We start from the raw sequence: 20,030 nt of genomic DNA on the forward strand, positions 1-20,030 counted from the left end.
CGGTCGCGCGCGGCCGGTAATCTCGGCATGTGACCAACACGATCCAGTCCCTCGGGATGCCGTCCCCCTCCGACCTGACCGTCATCGTCGAGCTTCTGCGGCTGCTCGACTACGAGGTGGACGAGGAGCGGGTGGCAGCCCGCCTGTCGCGCATGACCGCGGCGGCGGGCCACGAGACCTGGGTCGTCCGGGACGACGCCGGCGAGATCGCCGGTCTCGCGGGCGGCCACCTCATGTGGGGCCTCGCCGACGACGAGCCGATCGCGCAGCTCATCATCCTGGTGGTCCGCGAGGGGCGGCAGGCCGGCGGCATCGGCTCCGACCTCATCCGCCACTACGAGGCCTGGGCGCGCGAGCACGGCGCCTCGCGCTTCCTCGCCACCAGCGCCGCCGCGCGCGACAACGTCACGCGGTTCTACGCCCGGCGCGGCTATCACGCGTCCGGCATCCGCTACTCGAAGCTCGGCTGATCCGGCCACGCGGGCTCGCGCCCGCCACGGACCATCGACGAGGAGAGGCCCGATCCCAGGGGGATCGGGCCTCTCGTCGTCCCAGGGCATGCGCCCCGGTGGATCACTCCGCGGTCGCGCGCGCGATCAGGTCGGTCTGCTCCGTGGCGTGGCGCTTGCTCGAGCCGGCGGCGGGCGATGCGGCCGCCGGACGCGACACGACGCGCACGGCGCGGTCGGGGAGGACCCGGCTGAGCTCCACGTGGACGAACGGCCAGGCACCCTGGTTCTCCGGCTCGTCCTGCACCCAGACCACCTCGGCGTCCGGGTACGACTCGACGACGCGGCGCACCTGCTCCTCGGGGAACGGGTAGTACTGCTCCAGGCGCACGAGGGCGATGGACGTGTCCTGGCGCTTCTCCAGCTCGCCGAGCAGGTCGTAGTGGACCTTCCCCGAGTGCAGGAGCACGCGCCGGACGGCGCCGCGGTCCTCGATGCGCACGTCGTCGATCACCGGCTCGAAGCGGCCCGAGGTGAAGGCCTCGACGTCGCTCGTCGCACCGCGCAGCCGCAGCATGGCCTTCGGCGTGAAGACCACGAGCGGGCGGCGCGGCCGCGAGTACGCCTGGCGACGCAGCAGGTGGAAGTACGACGCCGGGGTCGAGGGGCGCGCGACCGTCATGTTCTGCTCCGCGCAGAGCTGGAGGAAGCGCTCGATGCGCGCGGACGAGTGGTCCGGCCCCTGGCCCTCGTAGCCGTGCGGCAGCAGCAGCACGACGCTCGAGCGCTGGCCCCACTTCTGCTCGGCGGACGAGATGAACTCGTCGATGATGGTCTGCGCGCCGTTCGCGAAGTCGCCGAACTGGGCCTCCCACAGCACGAGGGCGTCGGGCCGCTCCACGGAGTAGCCGTACTCGAAGCCCATCGCGGCGTACTCGCTGAGCAGCGTGTCGTAGATCCAGAACCGCGCCTGGCGGTCGCTGAGGTTCGCGAGGGGCAGCCACTCCTGGCCGTTGTCGCGGTCGTGCAGCACCGCGTGGCGCTGGACGAACGTGCCGCGGCGGGAGTCCTGACCGGCGAGGCGGACGGGGGTGTTCTCCAGGAGAAGGGAGCCGATGGCGAGGAGCTCGCCGAACGCCCAGTCGATGGATCCGCTGCGGCTCATCTCCAGGCGCTTGCGCATGAGCGCCTGCAGCTTCGGGTGCACGGAGAAGCCCTGCGGCGGGTTGTCGTGCGCGTCGCCGACCGCCTGGACGACGGACTCGGAGACGCCCGTGGTCTCGGGCTCGCCGTGGCCGTCGTCCTGCTGCGAGTCGGGGCGCTCGAGGTCGGACACCGCGCCCTCGTCGTCGGTCTGGATGGGGATGGAGGAGGTCTGCGCCGCATGCGTCTCCGCGAAGGCGCGCTCCAGGCGGTCCTGGAAGTCCTTCTGCGCCGCGTCGTACTCCTCCTGCGTGATGTCGCCGCGGCCGACGAGCGCCTCCGTGTACAGCTTCCGCACCGAGCGCTTGGCCTCGATGAGGTTGTACATGAGCGGCTGCGTCATCGACGGGTCGTCGCCCTCGTTGTGGCCGCGGCGGCGGTAGCAGACGAGGTCGATGACGACGTCCTTCTTGAACTCCTGGCGGAACTCGAACGCGAGGTGCGCGACGCGCGCCACGGCCTCGGGGTCGTCGCCGTTCACGTGGAAGATCGGCGCCTGGATGCTCTTGGCCACGTCGGTCGAGTACACCGACGAGCGGGACTCCGACGGCGGCGTCGTGAAGCCGACCTGGTTGTTGATCACGATGTGGACCGTGCCGCCCGTGCGGTACGCGCGCAGCTGCGAGAGCTGCAGCGTCTCGAACACGACGCCCTGGCCGGCCATCGACGCGTCGCCGTGCACGAGGATCGGCAGCACCGAGAACGAGCCGATCGGCTTCCGGTCCTGCTTCGCGCGCACGATGCCCTCGAGCACGCCGTTGACGGCCTCGAGGTGCGACGGGTTCGCCGCGAGGTACACCGGCATCTCCTCGCCGTGGACGCCGCGGAAGGTGCCCTCGGTGCCGAGGTGGTACTTGACGTCGCCGGAGCCCTGCACGGTGCGCGGGTCCTGCGTGCCCTCGAACTCGCGGAAGATCTGGCCGTAGCTCTTGCCCGCGATGTTGGTGAGGACGTTGAGGCGGCCGCGGTGGGCCATGCCGATCGCGACCTCGTCGAGGCCGTGGTCGGCCGCGCCCTGGAGCAGGGTGTCGAGCAGCGAGATGGTGGACTCGCCGCCCTCGAGGCTGAAGCGCTTCTGCCCGACGTACTTGGTCTGCAGGAACGTCTCGAAGGCCTCCGACTCGTTGAGCTTGGAGAGGATGCGCATCTGCTCGTCGTGCGTGGGCTTGGCGTAGGGCTGCTCGACCTTGCCCTGGATCCACTCGCGCTCGTCGGGCTGCTGGATGTGCATGTACTCGATGCCGATGGTGCGGCAGTACGAGTCGCGCAGGATGCCGAGGATGTCGCGGAGGAGCGCCTGCCGGCGTCCGCCGAAGCCGCCCGTGACGAACTCCCGGTCGAGGTCCCAGAAGGTGAGGCCGTGGTTCGTGATCTCGAGGTCGGGGTGCGTGCGCTGCTGGTACTCGAGCGGGTCGATGTCCGCCATGAGGTGGCCGCGGACGCGGTACGCGTTGATGAGCTCCTGCACGCGGCCGGTCTTGGAGACGCGCTCCGAGAGGTCGACGTTGATGTCCGTGGCCCACTGGATGGGGTCGTAGGGGATGCGCAGCGCCGCGAAGATGTCCTCGTAGAAGCCGTGCTGGCCGATGAGGCGCTCATGCACGATCTTCAGGAACTCGCCGGAGCCCGCGCCCTGGATCACGCGGTGGTCGTACGTGCTCGTGAGCGTGATGGTCTTGCCGATGCCGAGCTCGACGAGCGTCTTCGGGCTCGCGCCCTGGAACTCGGCCGGGTACTCCAGCGCGCCGGCGCCGATGATGGCGCCCTGGCCCTTCATGAGGCGGGGGACCGAGTGCACGGTGCCGATGCCGCCGGGGTTCGTGAGGGAGATGGTGGTGCCGGCGAAGTCGCCCGCGGCGAGCTTGTTGCCGCGCGCCTTCTTCACGAGGTCCTCGTAGGCGGTGAGGAACTCGCCGAAGGTCATGCCCTCGGCCTCCTTGATGCTCGGCACGAGGAGGGCGCGGGTCCCGTCGGGCTTCGGCATGTCGATGGCGATGCCGAGGTTGATGTGCGCGGGGGAGACGACGCTGGGCTTGCCGTCGACCTCGTCGTAGTGCACGTTCTGGCTCGGGAACTCCTTGAGCGCCTGGATGAGCGCCCAGCCGATGAGGTGCGTGAAGGAGACCTTGCCGCCGCGGGCGCGCTTGAGGTGGTTGTTGATGACGATGCGGTTGTCGATCATCAGCTTCGCCGGGATCGTGCGCACGCTCGTCGCGGTGGGGATCGAGAGCGACGCGTCCATGTTGGTCGCGAGGCTCTTCGCCATGCCGCGGAGCGGGGACACCTCGTCCTCGCCGGGCGGGGTGGGCTCGGCGCCCTTCTTGGCCGGCGCCTTCGCGGGGGCCTGGGCCGGGATCGGCTGCTGCTTGGGCGCGATGCTCGTGGTGCGCGCCGCGGGCTGCGACCCGGTCGCGGGCTGCTGCGCCTGCGCGTCGGGCTGGCCGGCGGAGGCGGGGGACGGCGTCGCGGCCGGGGCGCCCGTGTTGGTCGCGGCGGGCGCGGACGTCTCGTCCGACTCCGGGATCTGCGGCTCGGCGGTCTGGTCGCCGGTGGCCGGCGTCGCCTCGCGGCCCTCGATCACGGTCGCGTGGTAGTTCTCCAGGATCGGCCACCAGCTGCGGTCCACCGCGTCCTTGTCGACCACGTACCTCTCGTACATCTCGTCGACGAGCCACTCGTTGGCTCCGAAGTCGCCCGTGGAACCGTCATCGGTCCCCGTACCAGTCACCTGGCTCGACACAGTTGATCGCCCGCTCTCTTGCTGTTGGTCGTCTGCCTCGCGCGGTCGTTCGCTCGCCGCGCGTCCACGATGACCCAGCCTAAACCTTCCGCCGGTGGGGCCGGAGGGGTCGTCGGCGGAGCGGCGCGTCGCGCGCGCCCGATCCATCCGGAGGGTGCCCTGGTGCGGACGCGGAGCCCGGGTTAGCGTCGGGGCATGAGGTTCACCGGAGAGGCTCCCGCCCACGACCTGACGTACTCGGACGTGTTCCTGAGCCCCGGACGGTCGGACGTCGGCAGCCGCATGGACGTGGACCTCGCGCCGGGCGACGACACCCCGTGCACCATCCCGGTCGTCGCCAGCAACATGGGCTCGGTCACCGGCCCGCGGCTGGCGGCCGTGCTCGCGCGGCGCGGCGGCATCGGGATCCTCCCGCAGGACCTGCGACCGCAGGAGCTCGACGCGGCCATCCGCCGGGTGAAGGACCAGCCGGTCGCCTACGACTCGCCGCTCGAGCTGCCGCCGGACGCGACGGCCGGGCAGGCGCGGGAGCTGCTGCCGCCCATCGCCGGCCACGGGATCGTGCTGCGGGACGCCGACGGGGAGATGGTCGGCTGCCTCGAGGGGACCCAGCTCGCCGGGGTCCCGGACGGCACGCGCCTCGCCGACCTCCCGCACGGCGCGCTCGCCTCCCTGGACGCCGACGACGTGCCCACGGGCCGCGCCGCGTTCGAGCTGATGCACGCGGCCGGCATCGACTTCGCGCCCGTCCTCGCGCACGGCCGCCTCGTCGGCACGCTGAGCCGTCGCAGCGCCCTCCGCTCCACCGTCTACGCGCCCGCCGTCGACGGACACGGCCGCCTCGCCGTGGGGGCCGCCGTCGGGGTCAACGGCGATCCGGTCGGCCGGGCCCGCGCGCTCCTCGCCGCCGGGGTGGACGTCATCGTGCTCGACACCGCCCACGGGCACCAGGAGGCGATGCTCCGCGCGGTCCGCGCCGTGCGGGCGCTCGATCCCGCGGTGCCGCTCGTCGCCGGCAACGTCGTGACCGCGGGCGGCGCGCGCGACCTGGTCGAGGCGGGAGCGGACATCGTCAAGGTCGGCGTCGGCCCCGGCGCCATGTGCACCACGCGCATGATGACCGCCGTCGGCCGCCCGCAGTTCTCCGCCGTGCTCGACACGGCGGAGGCCGCGCGGGCCGCCGGCGCGCTCGTCTGGGCGGACGGGGGCGTGCGGTACCCGCGCGACGTGGCCCTCGCGTTGGCCGCGGGCGCCGCGAGCGTGATGATCGGATCGTGGTTCGCGGGCACCGTCGAGTCGCCCGGCCGCCTGCTCGTCGACGAGGACGGCGGCCTGGCCAAGGAGAGCTGGGGCATGGCGTCCACCCGCGCCGTGCAGGAGCGCTTCGGCCGCCGCGAGGCGTTCGAGCTGGCCCGGCGCACGCTGTTCGCGGAGGGGATCTCGACGAGCCGCATCCGCATCGACCCGCTCCGTCCCGGGCTCGAGGACCTGCTCGACACCATCACCTCCGGGGTCCGCAGCGCGTTCACCTACGCCGGGGCGCGCACGCGGGCCGAGTTCGCCGAGCGCGCCACCGTCGGGATCCAGTCCGCGGCGGGCTACGAGGAGGGCAAGCCCCTGCCGGTCGGCTGGTGAGCCCCGGTATGCTCGACGGACGATGGACGACCCCCCTCCTGCTCATAGACCCCCGCCCCGCGCCGCCCACGACCTGAGGCCGGCCGCGCGCCCGGTGCCCGGGAGCCGCTCCGGTGCATGAATGGCTCCTCCTCGCCGTCGGCCTGCTCCTCACCCTCGGCACCGGCCTCTTCGTGGCCAGCGAGTTCGCGCTCGTCAACCTCGACCGCTCCGACCTCGAGAAGCGCCAGGAGCGCGGCGAGAAGCGGCTCGGCCCGCCCATCCGCGCCCTCCGAATCACCTCCACGCACCTCTCGAGCGCCCAGCTCGGCATCACCCTGACCACGCTCCTCACCGGATACACGATGGAGCCGGCACTCAGCCTGCTGCTCGCCGGTCCGCTCACGTCCGCGGGCCTCGCCGAGGGGCTCGTGTCGCCGGTGTCGACCGTGGTGGCGCTCGTCGTCGCGACGCTCCTGTCGATGATCATCGGCGAGCTGGTGCCCAAGAACTTCGCCCTGGCCCTGCCGCGCGAGACGGCCAAGCTCGTCATCCCGTTCCAGACCCTGTTCACCACGGTCTTCAAGCCCGCCGTGCTGCTGCTCAACGACAGCGCGAACGGCATCCTGCGCCTCGTCGGCATCGAGCCGAAGGAGGAGCTGTCGGGCGCCCGGAGCGCCGAGGAGCTGTCCTCGCTCGTGCGGCGCTCGGCGCTCGCCGGCCTCCTCGAGGACGACACGGCGATGCTCCTCAGCCGCACGCTGCGCTTCGCCGACCTCACGGCGTCCGACGTCATGACGCCGCGGCTCCGCGTGAAGTCGGTCGAGCGCACCGACAGCGCGCAGACCGTGATCGAGCTGGCCATGACCACGGGCTACTCCCGCTTCCCGGTCACCGACGACGGCGTGGACGACGTCATCGGCCTCGTGCACGTGAAGCAGGCCGTGGCCGTGCCGCGGGAGAAGCGGGCCCAGGTGCCCGTCACGGCGCTGCAGTCCGAGGCGATCCGCGTGCCCGAGACCATGAAGCTCGACGATCTGCTCGGCGAGCTGCGCGGCCGCGGCTTCCAGATGGCCGTCGTGGTGGACGAGTACGGCGGCACCGCCGGCGTCGCGACGCTCGAGGACCTGGTGGAGGAGCTGGTCGGCGAGCTCGCCGACGAGCACGACCGCACGCGAGCCGGCGTCGTCCGCTCGCGCGACTCGCTGACGTTCCCCGGCATGCTGCGGCCCGACGAGCTCCTCGAGCGCACCGGGCTCCGGATCCCCGAGGAGGGCCCCTACGAGACGGCCGCCGGCTTCGTCATGAGCGAGCTCGGCCGCCTGCCCGTCGTGGGCGACGAGCTGCAGCTCGAGACGGGGATCCTCCGGGTCGAGCGGCTCGACGGCCGGCGCATCGACCGCATCCGCTTCACCCCGTCGCCCGAGCCCGTCGCCACCGCGGTGGGCACCACCCGCGCCGAGCGCCAGGCCGACAGGCAGGCGGGCCGCCAGGCCGATCGCGAGGCGGGCCGCCAGGCCGTCGCGGATCGCGCCGCCAGCAGGAAGGAGCCGTCCCGTGGGTGAGTACGCCGGGGGGATCATCGCGCTCGTCGTGCTGCTCGCCGTCAACGCGTTCTTCGTCGGCGCCGAGTTCGCGGTCATCTCCGCGAAGCGGTCGCAGATCGAGCCGCGGGCGGAGGAGGGCAGCCGCGCCGCGCGCGTCACGCTCTACGCCATGGAGCACGCGACGCTCATGCTCGCGACGACGCAGCTCGGCATCACCGTGTGCTCGCTGCTGATCCTCAACGTGTCCGAGCCGGCGATCCACCACCTGCTCGAGATCCCGCTGCACGCGACCGGGCTGCCCGAGGAGGCGATCTCGACGATCGCGTTCGTCATCGCGCTGCTCCTGGTGTCGTTCCTGCACGTCGTGCTCGGCGAGATGGTGCCGAAGAACATCTCGTTCTCGGTGCCCGACCGGGCGGCGCTGCTGCTCGCGCCGCCGCTCGTGGGCATCGCCCGCGTGGTGAAGCCGCTCATCGTGGCCCTCAACGCCATCTCGAACGCCGTGCTGCGCGCGTTCCGGGTGGAGCCGAAGGACGAGGCCGCGAGCGCCTTCACGCTGGACGAGGTGCAGGGCATCGTCGACCAGTCGACGCGCGAGGGGCTGCTGGAGGACCGCACGGGCGCGCTCACCGCGGCGTTCGAGTTCACGGGCAAGAAGGTCGAGGACATCGCGATCCCGCTCGGCGCGCTCGTCAGCCTGCCCGAGACCGCGTCGCCCTCCGACGTGGAGCGCGCCGTCGCGCGGCACGGCTTCTCGCGCTACGTGCTGGTGGACGAGGCCGGTGAGCCGTCCGGCTACCTGCACCTGAAGGACGTGATCGACCTCGACGAGGCCGACGAGTTCGTCCGCCCGGTGCCGGCCAAGCGGATCCGCCAGCTCGTCTCCGTCTTCGAGGGCACCGAGCTCGAGGACGCGCTCGCGATGATGCGCCGGTCCGGAGCCCACCTCGCGCGCGCCTTCACGGAGGCGGGCGAGACGACGGGCGTGCTGTTCCTCGAGGACATCATCGAGGAGCTCGTCGGCGAGGTGCAGGACGCCACCCGGCGGGTCTGACCCCGTGCACGACGACGGCCCGGCACCCCTCGCGGGTGCCGGGCCGTCGTGGTCGGCGCGGGGAGGTCAGGCCGCCCAGCGGGCGCGGTCGTACTGCTTGGGCCAGTAGTCGATCTCGACGCCGAGCTCGTGCGCGGCGCGGAGCGCGAAGTGCGGGTCGCGCAGCATCTCGCGGCCGAGCATCACGGCGTCCGCGCGGCCCTCGGCGACGACCGCCTCGGCCTGCGCGGGCTCCGTGATGAGGCCCACGGCGTTGAGGGCGACCTTCGCGTGCTCCTTCACGTACTCGGCGAAGGGCACCTGGTAGCCGGGGGCGACGGGGATGGTGACGCCCGTGGTGTTGCCGCCCGTGGAGATGTCGAAGAAGTCCGCTCCGTGCTCGGCCGCCCAGCCGGCGACGGTCGCGGTCTGCGCCTCGTCCCAGCCGGCGTCGCCCGCCCAGTCGGTGGCGGAGAAGCGCACCAGCAGCGGCGCGTCGGGGACCTCGGCGCGCACGGCGTCGATCACCTGGAGCAGCAGGCGCGCCCGGTTCTCGAGGCTGCCGCCGAACTCGTCCTCGCGGTGGTTGCTGAGCGGCGAGAGGAACTGGTGCAGGAGGTACCCGTGCGCCGCGTGGAGCTCGAGCACGTCGAAGCCGGCGTCCACGGAGCGGCGCGCGGCCGCGGCGAAGTCGTCGACGACCTTCCGGATCCCCGCGGCGTCGAGCGCGACGGGCGTGCCGTAGCCGGGGAACGGCTCGGCCGACGGGGCGACCGTCTCCCAGCCGCCCTCCTCGGCCGGCATCGTGCCGCGCCCCGAGAACGAGTACGTGGATGCCTTGCGGCCGGCGTGCGCGAGCTGGATCGCGGCGACGGCGCCCATCCCGTGGATGAAGTCGACGATCGGCCTCCAGGCGTCGCGCTGGGCGTCGTCCCAGATGCCGGTGTCCTCGGGCGTGATGCGCGCCTCGGGGCTGACGCCCGTGGCCTCCGCCATCACGAGGCCGGCGCCGCCCCGGGCGAACGAGCCGAGGTGCGCGAGGTGCCACGCGCCCGGGACGCCGTCGCGCGCGTCGATGCTGTACTGGCACATGGGCGCGACCCAGATGCGGTTGCGGGCGGTGACGCCGCGGACGGTGATCGGCTCGAAGAGCGGGGACGTGGTCATGGGGATCCTTCCAGGCGGGCGGCGGCGCGGATCCGGGTGGGAGGCGCGGCGCGCGGGGACGGGCGGAGGGCGACGGCGGCCTCATGGACCCAAGGCCCGGCGTGGTCGTCGCATTCCCTCCCGCCTATCGTGAGGGGATGAGCGACGCGCGCGACGACCAGGTGCCCGAGGGCTGGATCCGGCAGGACGAGGAGCGCACCCGGCGGGAGATCCGCCTCCCGCGGGACGACGACGACAAGTACACGCGCGGCGTCCTGGGCGTGCGCACGGGGTCCGACCGCTACCCGGGCGCCGCGGTCCTCGGCGTGGAGGCCGCCGCGCGCACGGGCGTCGGCATGATCCGGTACCTCGGCCCCGCGGGCGCCTCCGCCTCGGTCCTCGCGCGACGCCCCGAGGTCGTCACGGCCGACGGCCGCGTGCAGGCGTGGCTGGTGGGATCCGGCATGGACGCCGCCCATCGGGACGACGAGACGACCGCGGCGCTCGCAGCGGCGCTCGCGCAGGGCCTGCCGGCGCTCGTCGACGCGGGCGCGCTCGACCTCGTGGACCGCGCGACCGGTCCGGTCGTCGTGACCCCGCACTTCCGCGAGCTGTCGCGGCTGCTGGCGGGGGCGGGCATCCGCGCGTCGGCCGAGGACATCGCCGCGGACGCGCCCGCGTGGGCCGAGCGCGCGGCGCGCGAGCTCGGGGTGTGCGTGCTGCTGAAGGGCGCGACCACGCTCGTCGTCGGCGGGGCGGCGCGCATCGCCGTGCGCGCGGGCACGCCGTGGCTCGCGACGGCGGGGTCCGGCGACGTGCTGGGCGGCGTGCTCGGGGCCCTGCTGGCCGGGGCGTCGACGCGCGTGGCGGACGCCGCCGATCCGCTCGCCGAGCTCGCCGCGGTGGCCGCCGCCGCCGCGTGGCTGCACGGCCGGGCGGGGGAGCGCGCGTCCGGTGGCGGACCGATCACGGCCCTCGACGTCGCCGAGGCGATGCCGAGGGCCGTGCGGGACCTGGTGGCGGGATCCGCCTCCGACTAGGCCTTCGGCGCGACGTCGAGCGAGAACTCGACGGACCCGTGGTCCTCGACCGTGACGAAGCCGAGGCTCGGCGCCTGGACGCCGAAGTCCTGGAACGTGATGGGGATGGAGCCCGTGATCTGGCCGGACCCCTCGGTGAAGGCGGCCTGCATCTTCGCGGTGACGGGCTTGGTGACACCGTGCAGCGTCAGGTCGCCGGTCACGTCGTACGTGGCGGGGACGCCCGCCTCGACGCCGTCGGTCGTGATCGGCTGCGTGAGCGTGAAGGTGGCCGTCGGGAACTCCGACGTCTTCATCGCCTCGCCCTGGAAGTACGCATCGCGCGGCGCCGCGTCCGTCGCCATGGTCGTCACGTCCACCTGGATGGTGCCGGCGGTGACCTGCTGCCCGGTCACCGTGATGTCGCCCGTGACGCCCTTCGTGCGGCCGTTCACGGTGACGGGCGTGCCGTTCAGGACCTCGTTCACCCGGTAGCCGGCGTAGGAGTCGCCGCCCACGGACCAGTCGCCGGACAGGTTCGTGAGCGCCTGGCCGGATGCCGCGTTGGCGGAGAGCGACGGCGGCGCGTCGGGCGTGCCGGCGAGCTGCGCGTAGAGGGGGCCGCCGAACGCCGCGAACGCGCCGACGACGACGATCGCGCCGCCCGCCACCCCGATGATGATCTTCGTCTTCTTCTCCATGGCGTGCTCCTCCTGGTGCGATGCGGGCGGCCGCACGGGATCGCCCGGTATGTGAACCCTCAAGTACTCGACGAGTGTCGCGGCAGGCGTGGACGCGCGTCGGTGACCGTCCACAGGAGCCGCGCGCTCGGTAGCCTGGGCGCACAGCCGGCCGCCGGCCGGGCGCCCGCCCGGAGCACCGCCGCCCGTCGATCCCCGGGGGTCCCCATGCTCGTCGCCTTCTCCGTCGCTCCCAGCGGGGGCGACGCGCCCGACGCGTCCGTCCACGACGCCGTGGCCGCCGCCGTCGAGGTGATCCGCGCCTCCGGGCTGCCGAACCGCACCGACTCGATGTTCACCACGATCGAGGGCGAGTGGGACGAGTGCTTCGACGTCGTCAGGCGGGCCACCGAGGCCGTCGTGCCCTTCGGGACGCGCGTCTCGCTCGTGCTCAAGGCGGACATCCGGCCCGGCTACGCGGGCGAGCTGACGGGCAAGCTGGAGCGGCTCGAGTCCGCGCTCGAGGCCCGCGGCACCGGGGCCTGACGCGCCGGGCGGTCGCCTCCGTCGTCGGAGCCGCCGTTAGGCTCGTCGGGTGAATCCCCCCACCTCCGGGCGGGCGACGCTGTCGCCGGCCCGCGTCCGCATCGCCCTGCTCGCCCTCGCGATGGGCGGGTTCGCCATCGGGACCACCGAGTTCGTCGCGATGGGGCTGCTGCCGCAGCTCGCCGCCGACCTGCTGCCGGAGGTGGCCGCGCGCTCCACCGAGGCCGCGAACGCGCAGGCCGGCACGCTCATCAGCGCCTACGCCCTCGGGGTGGTCGTGGGAGCGCCGACCATCGCCGCCGCGTCGGCCCGTGCGCCGCGGCGGAAGCTCCTCCTCTGGCTGCTGCTCGCGTTCACGCTGGGCACGGTCCTCAGCGCGATCCTGCCGAGCTTCGGCCTCGTGGTCCTCGCCCGCTTCATCGCGGGCCTGCCGCACGGCGCGTACTTCGGCATCGCGTCGCTCGTGGCCGCGCAGCTGATGGGGGAGGGCAAGCGGGCCCGCGGCGTCGCGTTCGTCCTGGCCGGGCTCACCATCGCGAACGTCATCGGGGTGCCCATCGTCACCTGGATCGGGCAGAACGCCACGTGGCGCATCGCGTACCTCGTGGTCGCCGCGATCTTCGCCGCCACCTTCCTCGCCGTCTTCCTCGCCGTGCCCGCGCAGGACGGCAACCCGGATGCCACGCTCCGCCGGGAGCTGCGCGCCTTCACCCGCATGCAGGTGTGGCTCGCGCTCCTCATCGGCGCCATCGGCTTCGGCGGGTTCTTCGCCGTCTACACCTTCGTGTCGCCCATGGTCACCGAGGTGACCGGCCTGCCGGAGTGGTCGGTGCCGCTCGCGCTGGTGGTGGTGGGGCTCGGCATGACGACGGGCAACCTCGTCGGCGGCTGGTGGGCGGATCGCGACGTCCGGGCGTCGCTGCTGTCGCTGTTCGGCCTGCTGATCGCCTCGCTCGTGGGGCTGGTGCTCACCGCCTCGAACCCGGTCGGGCTCTTCGCGTTCCTGTTCCTCATCGGCGGGTCGGCCGCGGCGCTGTCGCCCGGGATCCAGATCCGGCTGATGGACGTGGCGCACGACTCGCAGTCCATCGCCGCGGCGCTGAACCACTCCGCGCTCAACACGGGGAACGCCGTCGGCGCGGCGCTCGGCGGCGTGACGGTGGGGGCCGGCCTCGGCTACACCTCGCCGGCGCTGGTGGGCGTCGGGCTGAGCGTCGCGGGCCTCGGCATCGCGCTGGCGAGCTTCGGGCTCGACCGCCGGCGTCGCGGGGCGCGCGGGCCGGTCGACGGGTCGCGTCCCTCGACCCAGCCCATCGGCATCGGGGGCTGACCGCGCCTCCGGGGCCCGGCGCCCGGGCTACTCGCCCTGGAGCAGGATGCCGTCCTGGATGGCGCGCTTCCGCAGGGCCACCTTCGTGCCCACGTCGAAGCCCGCGACGCGGTACTTCTCGCGGATCCGCTTGAGGTACGACTTCGCCGTCTCCTCGGAGATGCCCAGGCTGTAGGCCACCGACTTGACCGGCTCGCCGCCGCCGTAGAGGGCCATGACCCGGCGCTCCTGCGCGCTGAGCTTGGGCACGCCGCCCACGTCGGTGCTGTTGATCGCGAGGTCGAGCTCGCTCGAGATGTAGGACTGCCCGTCGGCCGCGAGGCGGATGGCGTCGACGATCATGCTCGCGTCCTCGCTCTTCACGAGGTAGCCGAGCGCACCCGACGCGAGCGCCTCGCGCACCACGTTGGGCTCCGAGTACGTGCTCATGAGCACGGTGGGCACGCCCGTGGTCTTCAGCATCGAGAGCTTGAGCGAGATGGGCAGGTTGTCCTTGAGGTCGAGGTCGAGGAGGACCACGTCGACGGGGAAGCGCGGGTGGGTGAGCAGCTCCGGCCAGGTGGACACGGCGGCGACCATCTCGATGTCGGAGGCGGCGTTGCGGATCCACTCGGTCAGCGCCCCGAGCAGCATCTTGTGGTCGTCCACGATGGCGAGGGTGATCGGTCGGTTCTCAGCTGGCACGTGCTCTCCGGTCCTTGTGCGGGGCCCTCACCGGTCGGCGGGGTCGTCCACGACGCAGTCGATCGTGATGAGGAGGCTCGCACCGCGGGTGGTGTCCGTGTGCGCGCCGACCTTGTCGATAGCATCCCACGTCGAGGGATCGAGTCGGGTCCGGGGGAGACCCGTGGTCGTGATGGCGATCGGCACGATCGCGCGGCGCAGCGGCACCGGCTGCTCGCCCGCTGGCCGACCGCGCAGGGGCCCGAGCGCGAGCTGCACCGAGACGCCGGGCACGCCGTTGCGCCGCTCCGTCGAGGTGAGCAGGAGCCACACGGCGGAGAGGAGGCCGTCGCGCTGGCGGCGGTCGAGGAGGCCCGCGAGCGCGTTCGGGTCGCTGAGGGTCACGTCCGGTCCGAGGAACTCCGACTCCGTGATCGCGTGGTGCAGCCACGTCTCGCGGCGCCCCTCGATGAGGTGCAGGCGCAGCTCGGTGGCGAGCGAGGCGGCGGTCGACGCGGCCAGCGGCGACAGGGGCAGCGGCTCGTCGCCCGTCGCCACGCCCTCGAGCAGCTGCTCGGCGGCGAGGTCCAGTCGCGCGAGCTCCTCGGACGCGAGCATGCCCACCGCGTAGCGCGGCGCGGAGACGGTGCTCTGCACGAGCACGCGGTCGAGCTCCATCTCCACGACGCGACGGAAGCCGCGGACGACGGCGACGCCGAACGCGGCGGGGACCACGGCGCGGGCGATGGCCGAGATCTCGGGCGCGAGATCACCGGGCCGCACGGGATCCGACACCAGGAAGACGAGGAGGAGCACGGCACCGAGGGCCGCGTCGACCACGAGGACCTCCCGGGCCGGGCGGTAGGTCACGGTCGTGAGCAGGGCCGCGCCGGCCGCGACGCCCGCGGTGGCGTGCTGCATCACGTCGCCCAGGGGCCACACGGCCACCAGGTCGAGGGCGACGACGATGCCGAGCCCGGCGACGAAGACGGCCATGAGCGGGCCGGGCATCCTGTCGCGGAGCGCCCGCACGGCGACGACGGACGCGACGAGGAGCGCGACCAGGAGGATCCAGGCCGTCGCGGCGAGGCCCGGCGCCGGGAGCGTGCGGTACTCGAGCGCGAACCGCACGAGCCCGTAGCCCAGCGCGATGGCGCACACGACCGCGGACCCCGCTCCCAGGTAGCCGAGGCCGATGGACGTGGGCTGCGCCGGCGTCCCCTCCGGCAGCCGGATGCGGCGGCTGGTGCGGGCCGGCGCGGACCGGTCGGTGCGGCTCACCTGGGCACCTCCAGCACGACGGTCGTGCCGGATCCGGGCGACGAGAACAGCCGCGCGTTCCCGCCGACGTCCTTGAGCCGCGCGACGACGGACTCCTTGAAGCCGAGCTTCGCCGGATCCACGTGCGAGAGGTCGAAGCCCACGCCCGCGTCGGTGACCATGGCCCGCACGGTCGTGTCGTCGTCGGTGATGGTCACGTGCGCCTCGGTGACGCCCGCGTGCCGGCGGACGTTCTCCAGGCACTCGGCGAGGGAGAGCAGGAAGGCGTCGAGGATGTCGCTCGGCAGCAGCACCTGGCCGGTCCCGTGCCAGCTGACCTCGAGGCCCATCCGGCCGAACCGCTGCTTGACCGACTCGAGCGTGTTCCCGAGCACCGACTGCTCCACGGGCTCCAGCGTGTAGCCGCCGGAGGCCTGCGGCGTCGGATTGGCGCCCAGCCGGAGCTGCCGGAGGAGCCGCGCGTCGTCCGCCGCCTGCTGGCGCATGGCCTGCGGGGTGACGCCGACGCCCGAGTGGGCGAGGAGCGTGAGGGTCGCGAGCACGGTGTCGTGCAGCAGGCGCGCGCCCTGGCGGCGCTGGGCCTCGAGCTCGCTGGCCAACCGCTCGGCCCGGTGGGCGCGGCCGACGTCGGTGATGCGCCGGCCGACCCGACGGATCGCCACGCTGAGCCAGTAGCCGAGGATCGCGACGAGCAGCCAGCCAAACACGTGCACGAGGACGACGTACGGGAACGCCGGGGTGCCCCAGGACGAGGCGACGGCCGCGGTGCTGGTGAGGGCGAACGCGGCCACGACGATGCGGAGCCGCCCGCGCTTCATGGTCTCTAGGAGGGCGAGGGAGCCGACGGAACCGGCGGAGACGTGGGTGAGCGCGGTGAGCGACGAGGCGCTCCGTCCGCCGAGCTGCGCGACGACCATCGCGGCGATGCCCGCGACCACGACCGCCACCATCCACCGGCGGCCCGCGTCGACGCCGAGGCGCCACTGCGCGAGGGCGAGGACGGCCAGGAGGGCGAGGCTCGCGGCCTCGACGGGCAGCGACAGCTCGCCCGGCAGCACGATGCAGGCGGCGGCGACGGCCGTGAAGCACAGGCCGTAGACGCGCGCCGTCCTCTGCAGCAGGCGCTCGCGCTCGCGCTTCATGCGATCCATCGGGTCCCCGCTCGGAGTGCGACGCCGCCGGAGGCGCGCGCTGGGTGTGCCTCGATCCTAGGCGCGTGCACGAAGCACTTGTCACGTCCGGGTCTCGCGCGCGCTGATCATCCACATGCCCTACCCTCGGTGGCCCGCCGGCCTCGGGCGACCACGCGGATCCGGCTACTCCGGGGAGATCCAGCCGTGGCGGATGGCGTGACGGCGCAGCAGCACCTTGGTGCCGAGGTCGGTGCCCGCGTGCAGGTACTTCCGGCGGCCGCGCTTGATGTACGACTTGACGGTCTCCTCGGTCGTGCTCATCGCCTCCGCGACGTCGCGGATCGAGCGCCCGCCCGCGTAGAGCACGAGCGCGCGCTGCTCCTGCTGGCCGAGGCGCGGGTCCTCCGCGGCGTGGAAGTCCTGCATCGCGCGCTGCACGAGCGTGGTCTGGCGCGGCGTGCCGTCTGCGGCCGCGTGGATGGTCGCGATCAGCTCCTCCGACGACTCGGCCTTGGGCACGACGGCTGCGGCGCCCGCCCGCATGGCCCCGTGGATGGTCGACGCGTCGGCATGCGTGCTGAGCAGCACGGAGCTGAGGCCGGCGCCCGTGAGCGTGCGGATCTTCTGCGCCACCGGCACGTCGTCCCGGAGGGCGAGGTCGAGGACCACGACGTCGAAGGCGTCGGGGAAGCGCTCGTCGCGGATCAGCCCGCTCCAGGTGGGCGACGTCGCCACGACGTCGACCCCCGTGCGCGGCCGGGACAGGCGCGCGCTCAGCCCGTCGAGCAGCAGGACGTGGTCGTCCACGAGGGCCACGCGGACCCGGTGGCCCTGACCCGTCGCGTGCGGCGGCCGTCGGCTCATCGGTGCTCCCCTCGTGCGCCGGCGCCCGGAGGCGGCGGCGTGCTCCCAGGGGAAGCATAGGAACGCATGATGTCGCGCGGCGACGGCGCACGCCGAACTCACCCCCGGACTGGGGCGCTGCTCCTAGGCCTCCGTAGCCAGGAGCCGGGCGAGCTCTCGGCCCACGGCCTCACCCTCGATGAGGAAGCCGTCGTGCCCGTAGTCGGAGGAGATCACCACCACCTCGCCGCCGTCGATCGAGCCCGGGACGTGTCGGGCGATGAGCCGCTGGTCGTCCACGGGGAAGAGCCGGTCGCTGTCGATCCCGAGCACGAGCGTGGCGGCGCGGACCCGGGCGAGCGCGGCAGGGATGCCGTCTCGTCCCCGGCCGACGTCGTGCGAGCTCATGGCGTCGATGAGGCGGATGTAGCTCGTCGCGTCGAAGCGTCGCGTGAACTTGTTGCCGTGGAAGTCGAGGTACGACTCGACCGCGTACCGTCCGGCATCGCCCAGGGGGCTGATGCCGCTCTGCCACGACCGCGCGAAGCGCTGGTTGAGCTCGTCGGGGCTCCGGTAGTTGAGGAGCGCCATGCGGCGGGCGAGGGCGAGTCCGCGGTGTGGCCCGTCGCCGTCGGCCGCGTCGAAGTAGTCGCCGTCCCGGTAGGCGGGATCCATCCGGATCGCCTCGGCTTGGACGGAGTTGAGCGCGATCTGGTCGGCGCTCGCGAGGGCCGGGGCCGCGAGCACCGCGAGCCGCCGCATCCGGTCGGGGTGGCCGACCCCCCACTCGAGCGCCTGCATGCCGCCCATGGACCCGCCGACGACCGCCGCCCACACGTCGATCCCGAGCGCGTCCGCCAACGCCGCCTGCACGGCGACCTGGTCGCGGATGGTGATGAAGGGGAACCGGTCGCCCCACTCCGCGCCGTCGGGCGCGAGCGAGGCCGGACCCGTCGTGCCCTGGCAGCCCCCGAGCATGTTGGGGGCGACGACGAACCAGCGGTCGGTGTCGATCGCGAGCCCGGGCCCGACGATGCCGGACCACCACCCGCCGGTCGGCTGCCCGGGGCCGGCGGGACCGCGCAGGTGGCTGTCCCCCGTGAGCGCGTGGAGGACGAGGACGGCGTTCCGCCCGTCCGCGTCCCGCTCGCCGAAGGTCTCGTACGCGACGCGGACGGAGGGCACCCGCCCGCCCACCTCGAGCTCCACGTCGCCGATCGACGCGAAGAGCCGGTCGGCGACGGGGTCGCCCTCGCGCCACGCCCCGGATGCGGGCGGCCGGCCGATCAGGGAGCGGATCTGCGCGTCCGTCACCAGGCTCGACGGGACGGTGTCCTCGGGTGTCTGCCAGTCCATCCCGACCAGTGAAGCACCGCGGGCGACGCGCGCGCGGAGTGTTACGCCCCGTGCGCCGCGGCGTCCGCGGACGCCGATCCGTTCGCGGCCTCCTTGACGGCCCGCGCCGCCCGCAGGCCGCTCCCGAGGTCGTCGAGGATGTCGTCGATGCTCTCGAGCCCGACGGACAGCCGCACCAGCCCCGGGGTGACGCCGGCGGTGAGCTGCTGCTCGGGCGTCAGCTGGGCGTGCGTGGTCGACGCGGGGTGGATCACGAGGCTCCGCACGTCGCCGATGTTCGCCAGGTGGCTGAACAGCTGCAGCGAGTCCACGAGCGCACGCCCGGCGTCCACGCCGCCCTTGAGCTCGAACGAGAGCACGGCGCCGACGCCGCGCGGGGCGTAGCGGTCGGCCGCCGCCCGCCACGGGCTCGACGGCAGGCCGGCGTAGTACACCGCCGCGACGTCCTCGTGCGCCTCGAGCCACTCCGCGACGGCCTGGGCGTTCTGCACGTGCCGCTCGATCCGCAGGCTCAGAGTCTCGATGCCCTGGATGAGCTGCCAGGCGCTCGCCGGCGCGATCGAGGCGCCCAGGTCGCGGAGCAGCTGCACGCGCGCCTTGGTGACGTAGGCGATCCCGTCGCCCACGGCGTCCGCGTACGTGACGCCGTGGTACGAGGCGTCGGGCGTCGTGAGCCCCGGGAAGCGCTCCGCGTGCTCGGACCACGGGAAGCGCCCGCCGTCCACGACGAGGCCGCCGATCACGGTGCCGTGGCCGCCGAGGAACTTGGTCGCCGAGTGCACCACGACGTCCGCGCCGTGCTCGAACGGGCGGATGAGGTAGGGCGTCGCGATCGTGTTGTCCACGATGAGCGGGACGCCGGCCTCGTGCGCCCGGTCGGCGACGCTCCGGATGTCGAGGATGTTGATGCGCGGGTTGCCGATGGTCTCCGCGAAGAAGAGCTTGGTGTTCGGCCGCACCGCGCGTGACCAAGCCTCGGGGTCGTCCTGGTCCTCGACGAACGTCGTCTCGATCCCGAGCTTCGCGAGCGTGTACTTGAAGAGGTTGTAGGTGCCGCCGTAGATGGAGGAGCTGGAGACGATGTGGTCGCCCGCCTCGGCGATGTTGAGCACCGCGAACGTCGACGCCGACTGCCCGGACGCCACCAGGAGCGCCGCCGTGCCGCCCTCGAGGGCGGCGACGCGCTCCTCGACCACGGCCTGCGTCGGGTTCATGATGCGCGTGTAGATGTTCCCGGGCTGCGCCAGCGCGAAGAGGTCCTGCGCGTGCTGCGCGTCGTCGAACACGTAGGACGTGGTCTGGTAGATCGGCGTGGCGCGTGCGTGCGTGACCGGATCCGGCGCCGCCCCCGCGTGGATCTGCTGCGTCTCGAAGCGCCAGCCGGCCGCTCGGTCCTCGTCGTGGTCGCTCATGTCGGGCCCGTCCTTCCCCTGTCGGTGCGCGCCGC

Annotated in this window: 16 protein-coding genes; 7 read left to right on the plus strand and 9 right to left on the minus strand. The window is 73.3% G+C overall.

All coding sequences use genetic code 11. The features are described 5' to 3' along the window. The first annotated feature begins 29 nt into the window (after positions 1–29). Positions 30–470: a GNAT family N-acetyltransferase gene (locus tag AWH51_RS03360; protein ID WP_063070720.1), complete on the plus strand. Its 441-nt coding sequence runs from the start codon at positions 30–32 to the stop codon at positions 468–470. A gap of 103 nt (positions 471–573) precedes the next feature. Here AWH51_RS03360 and AWH51_RS03365 read toward each other — a convergent pair whose 3' ends face one another. Then, a complete protein-coding gene (locus AWH51_RS03365) occupies positions 574–4,392 on the minus strand; it encodes a multifunctional oxoglutarate decarboxylase/oxoglutarate dehydrogenase thiamine pyrophosphate-binding subunit/dihydrolipoyllysine-residue succinyltransferase subunit (protein WP_063070721.1) in 3,819 nt (1,272 codons plus the stop codon). 195 nt (positions 4,393–4,587) lie between these two features. Here AWH51_RS03365 and AWH51_RS03370 point away from each other — a divergent pair, with 195 nt between their 5' ends. The 3 genes from AWH51_RS03370 to AWH51_RS03380 all read left to right on the plus strand — a co-directional run bounded on the left by AWH51_RS03370 (position 4,588) and on the right by AWH51_RS03380 (position 8,607). After that, positions 4,588–6,027, plus strand: a complete 1,440-nt coding sequence (locus AWH51_RS03370; RefSeq protein ID WP_063070722.1) for a GuaB1 family IMP dehydrogenase-related protein — start codon at positions 4,588–4,590, stop codon at positions 6,025–6,027. A gap of 113 nt (positions 6,028–6,140) precedes the next feature. Beyond that, positions 6,141–7,571 (plus strand): hemolysin family protein, encoded by a 1,431-nt coding sequence (locus AWH51_RS03375; protein WP_063070723.1) that lies wholly within the window; start codon positions 6,141–6,143, stop codon positions 7,569–7,571. Then, positions 7,564–8,607 (plus strand): hemolysin family protein, encoded by a 1,044-nt coding sequence (locus AWH51_RS03380; RefSeq protein ID WP_063070724.1) that lies wholly within the window; start codon positions 7,564–7,566, stop codon positions 8,605–8,607. The genes AWH51_RS03375 and AWH51_RS03380 overlap by 8 nt, the downstream gene beginning before the upstream one ends. Positions 8,608–8,673: 66 nt before the next feature. Here AWH51_RS03380 and AWH51_RS03385 read toward each other — a convergent pair whose 3' ends face one another. Beyond that, the gene (locus tag AWH51_RS03385) at positions 8,674–9,753 is read right to left on the minus strand and encodes an NADH:flavin oxidoreductase/NADH oxidase (protein WP_063070725.1); all 1,080 of its coding nucleotides are present in this window, start codon (positions 9,751–9,753) and stop codon (positions 8,674–8,676) included. A gap of 137 nt (positions 9,754–9,890) precedes the next feature. On the opposite strand from AWH51_RS03385, the gene AWH51_RS03390 reads away from it, so the two are divergent. After that, a complete protein-coding gene (locus AWH51_RS03390) occupies positions 9,891–10,772 on the plus strand; it encodes an ADP-dependent NAD(P)H-hydrate dehydratase (RefSeq protein ID WP_414146343.1) in 882 nt (293 codons plus the stop codon). Here AWH51_RS03390 and AWH51_RS03395 read toward each other — a convergent pair. Then, on the minus strand, positions 10,769–11,452 hold the full coding sequence (locus AWH51_RS03395) for a YceI family protein (protein ID WP_063070727.1): 684 nt from the start codon (positions 11,450–11,452) through the stop codon (positions 10,769–10,771). The genes AWH51_RS03390 and AWH51_RS03395 overlap by 4 nt on opposite strands. Positions 11,453–11,659: 207 nt before the next feature. Between AWH51_RS03395 and AWH51_RS03400 the strand changes: the two genes are divergently transcribed. Both AWH51_RS03400 and AWH51_RS03405 read left to right on the plus strand, forming a co-directional pair. After that, positions 11,660–11,977 (plus strand): thiamine-binding protein, encoded by a 318-nt coding sequence (locus AWH51_RS03400; RefSeq protein ID WP_063070728.1) that lies wholly within the window; start codon positions 11,660–11,662, stop codon positions 11,975–11,977. 49 nt (positions 11,978–12,026) lie between these two features. Beyond that, on the plus strand, positions 12,027–13,307 hold the full coding sequence (locus AWH51_RS03405; protein WP_063070729.1) for an MFS transporter: 1,281 nt from the start codon (positions 12,027–12,029) through the stop codon (positions 13,305–13,307). 27 nt (positions 13,308–13,334) lie between these two features. On the opposite strand, the gene AWH51_RS03410 is transcribed toward AWH51_RS03405, so the two are convergent. The 6 genes from AWH51_RS03410 to AWH51_RS03435 form a co-directional block, all read right to left on the minus strand. Next, positions 13,335–13,991, minus strand: coding sequence for a response regulator transcription factor (locus AWH51_RS03410; RefSeq protein WP_081234834.1), 657 nt, complete (start codon positions 13,989–13,991; stop codon positions 13,335–13,337). 27 nt (positions 13,992–14,018) lie between these two features. Then, the gene (locus AWH51_RS03415; protein WP_063070730.1) at positions 14,019–15,251 is read right to left on the minus strand and encodes a hypothetical protein; all 1,233 of its coding nucleotides are present in this window, start codon (positions 15,249–15,251) and stop codon (positions 14,019–14,021) included. Then, complete coding sequence (locus AWH51_RS03420) at positions 15,248–16,402, minus strand: sensor histidine kinase (protein ID WP_063070731.1); 1,155 nt, start codon at positions 16,400–16,402, stop codon at positions 15,248–15,250. Before AWH51_RS03420 ends, AWH51_RS03415 begins: the two co-directional genes overlap by 4 nt. Positions 16,403–16,567: 165 nt before the next feature. Beyond that, positions 16,568–17,248 (minus strand): response regulator transcription factor, encoded by a 681-nt coding sequence (locus AWH51_RS03425; RefSeq protein ID WP_063070732.1) that lies wholly within the window; start codon positions 17,246–17,248, stop codon positions 16,568–16,570. Between the two features lie 123 nt (positions 17,249–17,371). Further along, positions 17,372–18,583 carry a homoserine O-acetyltransferase MetX gene (metX, locus tag AWH51_RS03430; protein ID WP_063070733.1) on the minus strand — a complete coding sequence of 404 codons (1,212 nt, stop codon included), beginning with the start codon at positions 18,581–18,583 and terminating at the stop codon, positions 17,372–17,374. 41 nt (positions 18,584–18,624) lie between these two features. Continuing rightward, the gene (locus AWH51_RS03435) at positions 18,625–19,995 is read right to left on the minus strand and encodes a bifunctional o-acetylhomoserine/o-acetylserine sulfhydrylase (protein ID WP_063070734.1); all 1,371 of its coding nucleotides are present in this window, start codon (positions 19,993–19,995) and stop codon (positions 18,625–18,627) included. Between the last annotated feature and the right edge of the window lie 35 nt (positions 19,996–20,030).

It is taken from the genome of Clavibacter tessellarius (assembly GCF_001618005.1).
In the GTDB taxonomy this organism is placed as follows: domain Bacteria; phylum Actinomycetota; class Actinomycetes; order Actinomycetales; family Microbacteriaceae; genus Clavibacter; species Clavibacter tessellarius_A.

Coding starts and splice junctions, on each gene's coding strand:
- AWH51_RS03370 (WP_063070722.1), top strand. CDS start 4,588: ATGAGGTTCACCGGAGAGGCTCCCGCCCACGACCTGACGTACTCGGAC.
- AWH51_RS03385 (WP_063070725.1), bottom strand. CDS start 9,753: ATGACCACGTCCCCGCTCTTCGAGCCGATCACCGTCCGCGGCGTCACC.
- AWH51_RS03390 (WP_414146343.1), top strand. CDS start 9,891: ATGAGCGACGCGCGCGACGACCAGGTGCCCGAGGGCTGGATCCGGCAG.
- AWH51_RS03395 (WP_063070727.1), bottom strand. CDS start 11,452: ATGGAGAAGAAGACGAAGATCATCATCGGGGTGGCGGGCGGCGCGATC.
- AWH51_RS03400 (WP_063070728.1), top strand. CDS start 11,660: ATGCTCGTCGCCTTCTCCGTCGCTCCCAGCGGGGGCGACGCGCCCGAC.
- AWH51_RS03420 (WP_063070731.1), bottom strand. CDS start 16,402: ATGGATCGCATGAAGCGCGAGCGCGAGCGCCTGCTGCAGAGGACGGCG.
- AWH51_RS03425 (WP_063070732.1), bottom strand. CDS start 17,248: ATGAGCCGACGGCCGCCGCACGCGACGGGTCAGGGCCACCGGGTCCGC.
- metX (WP_063070733.1), bottom strand. CDS start 18,583: ATGGACTGGCAGACACCCGAGGACACCGTCCCGTCGAGCCTGGTGACG.
- AWH51_RS03435 (WP_063070734.1), bottom strand. CDS start 19,995: ATGAGCGACCACGACGAGGACCGAGCGGCCGGCTGGCGCTTCGAGACG.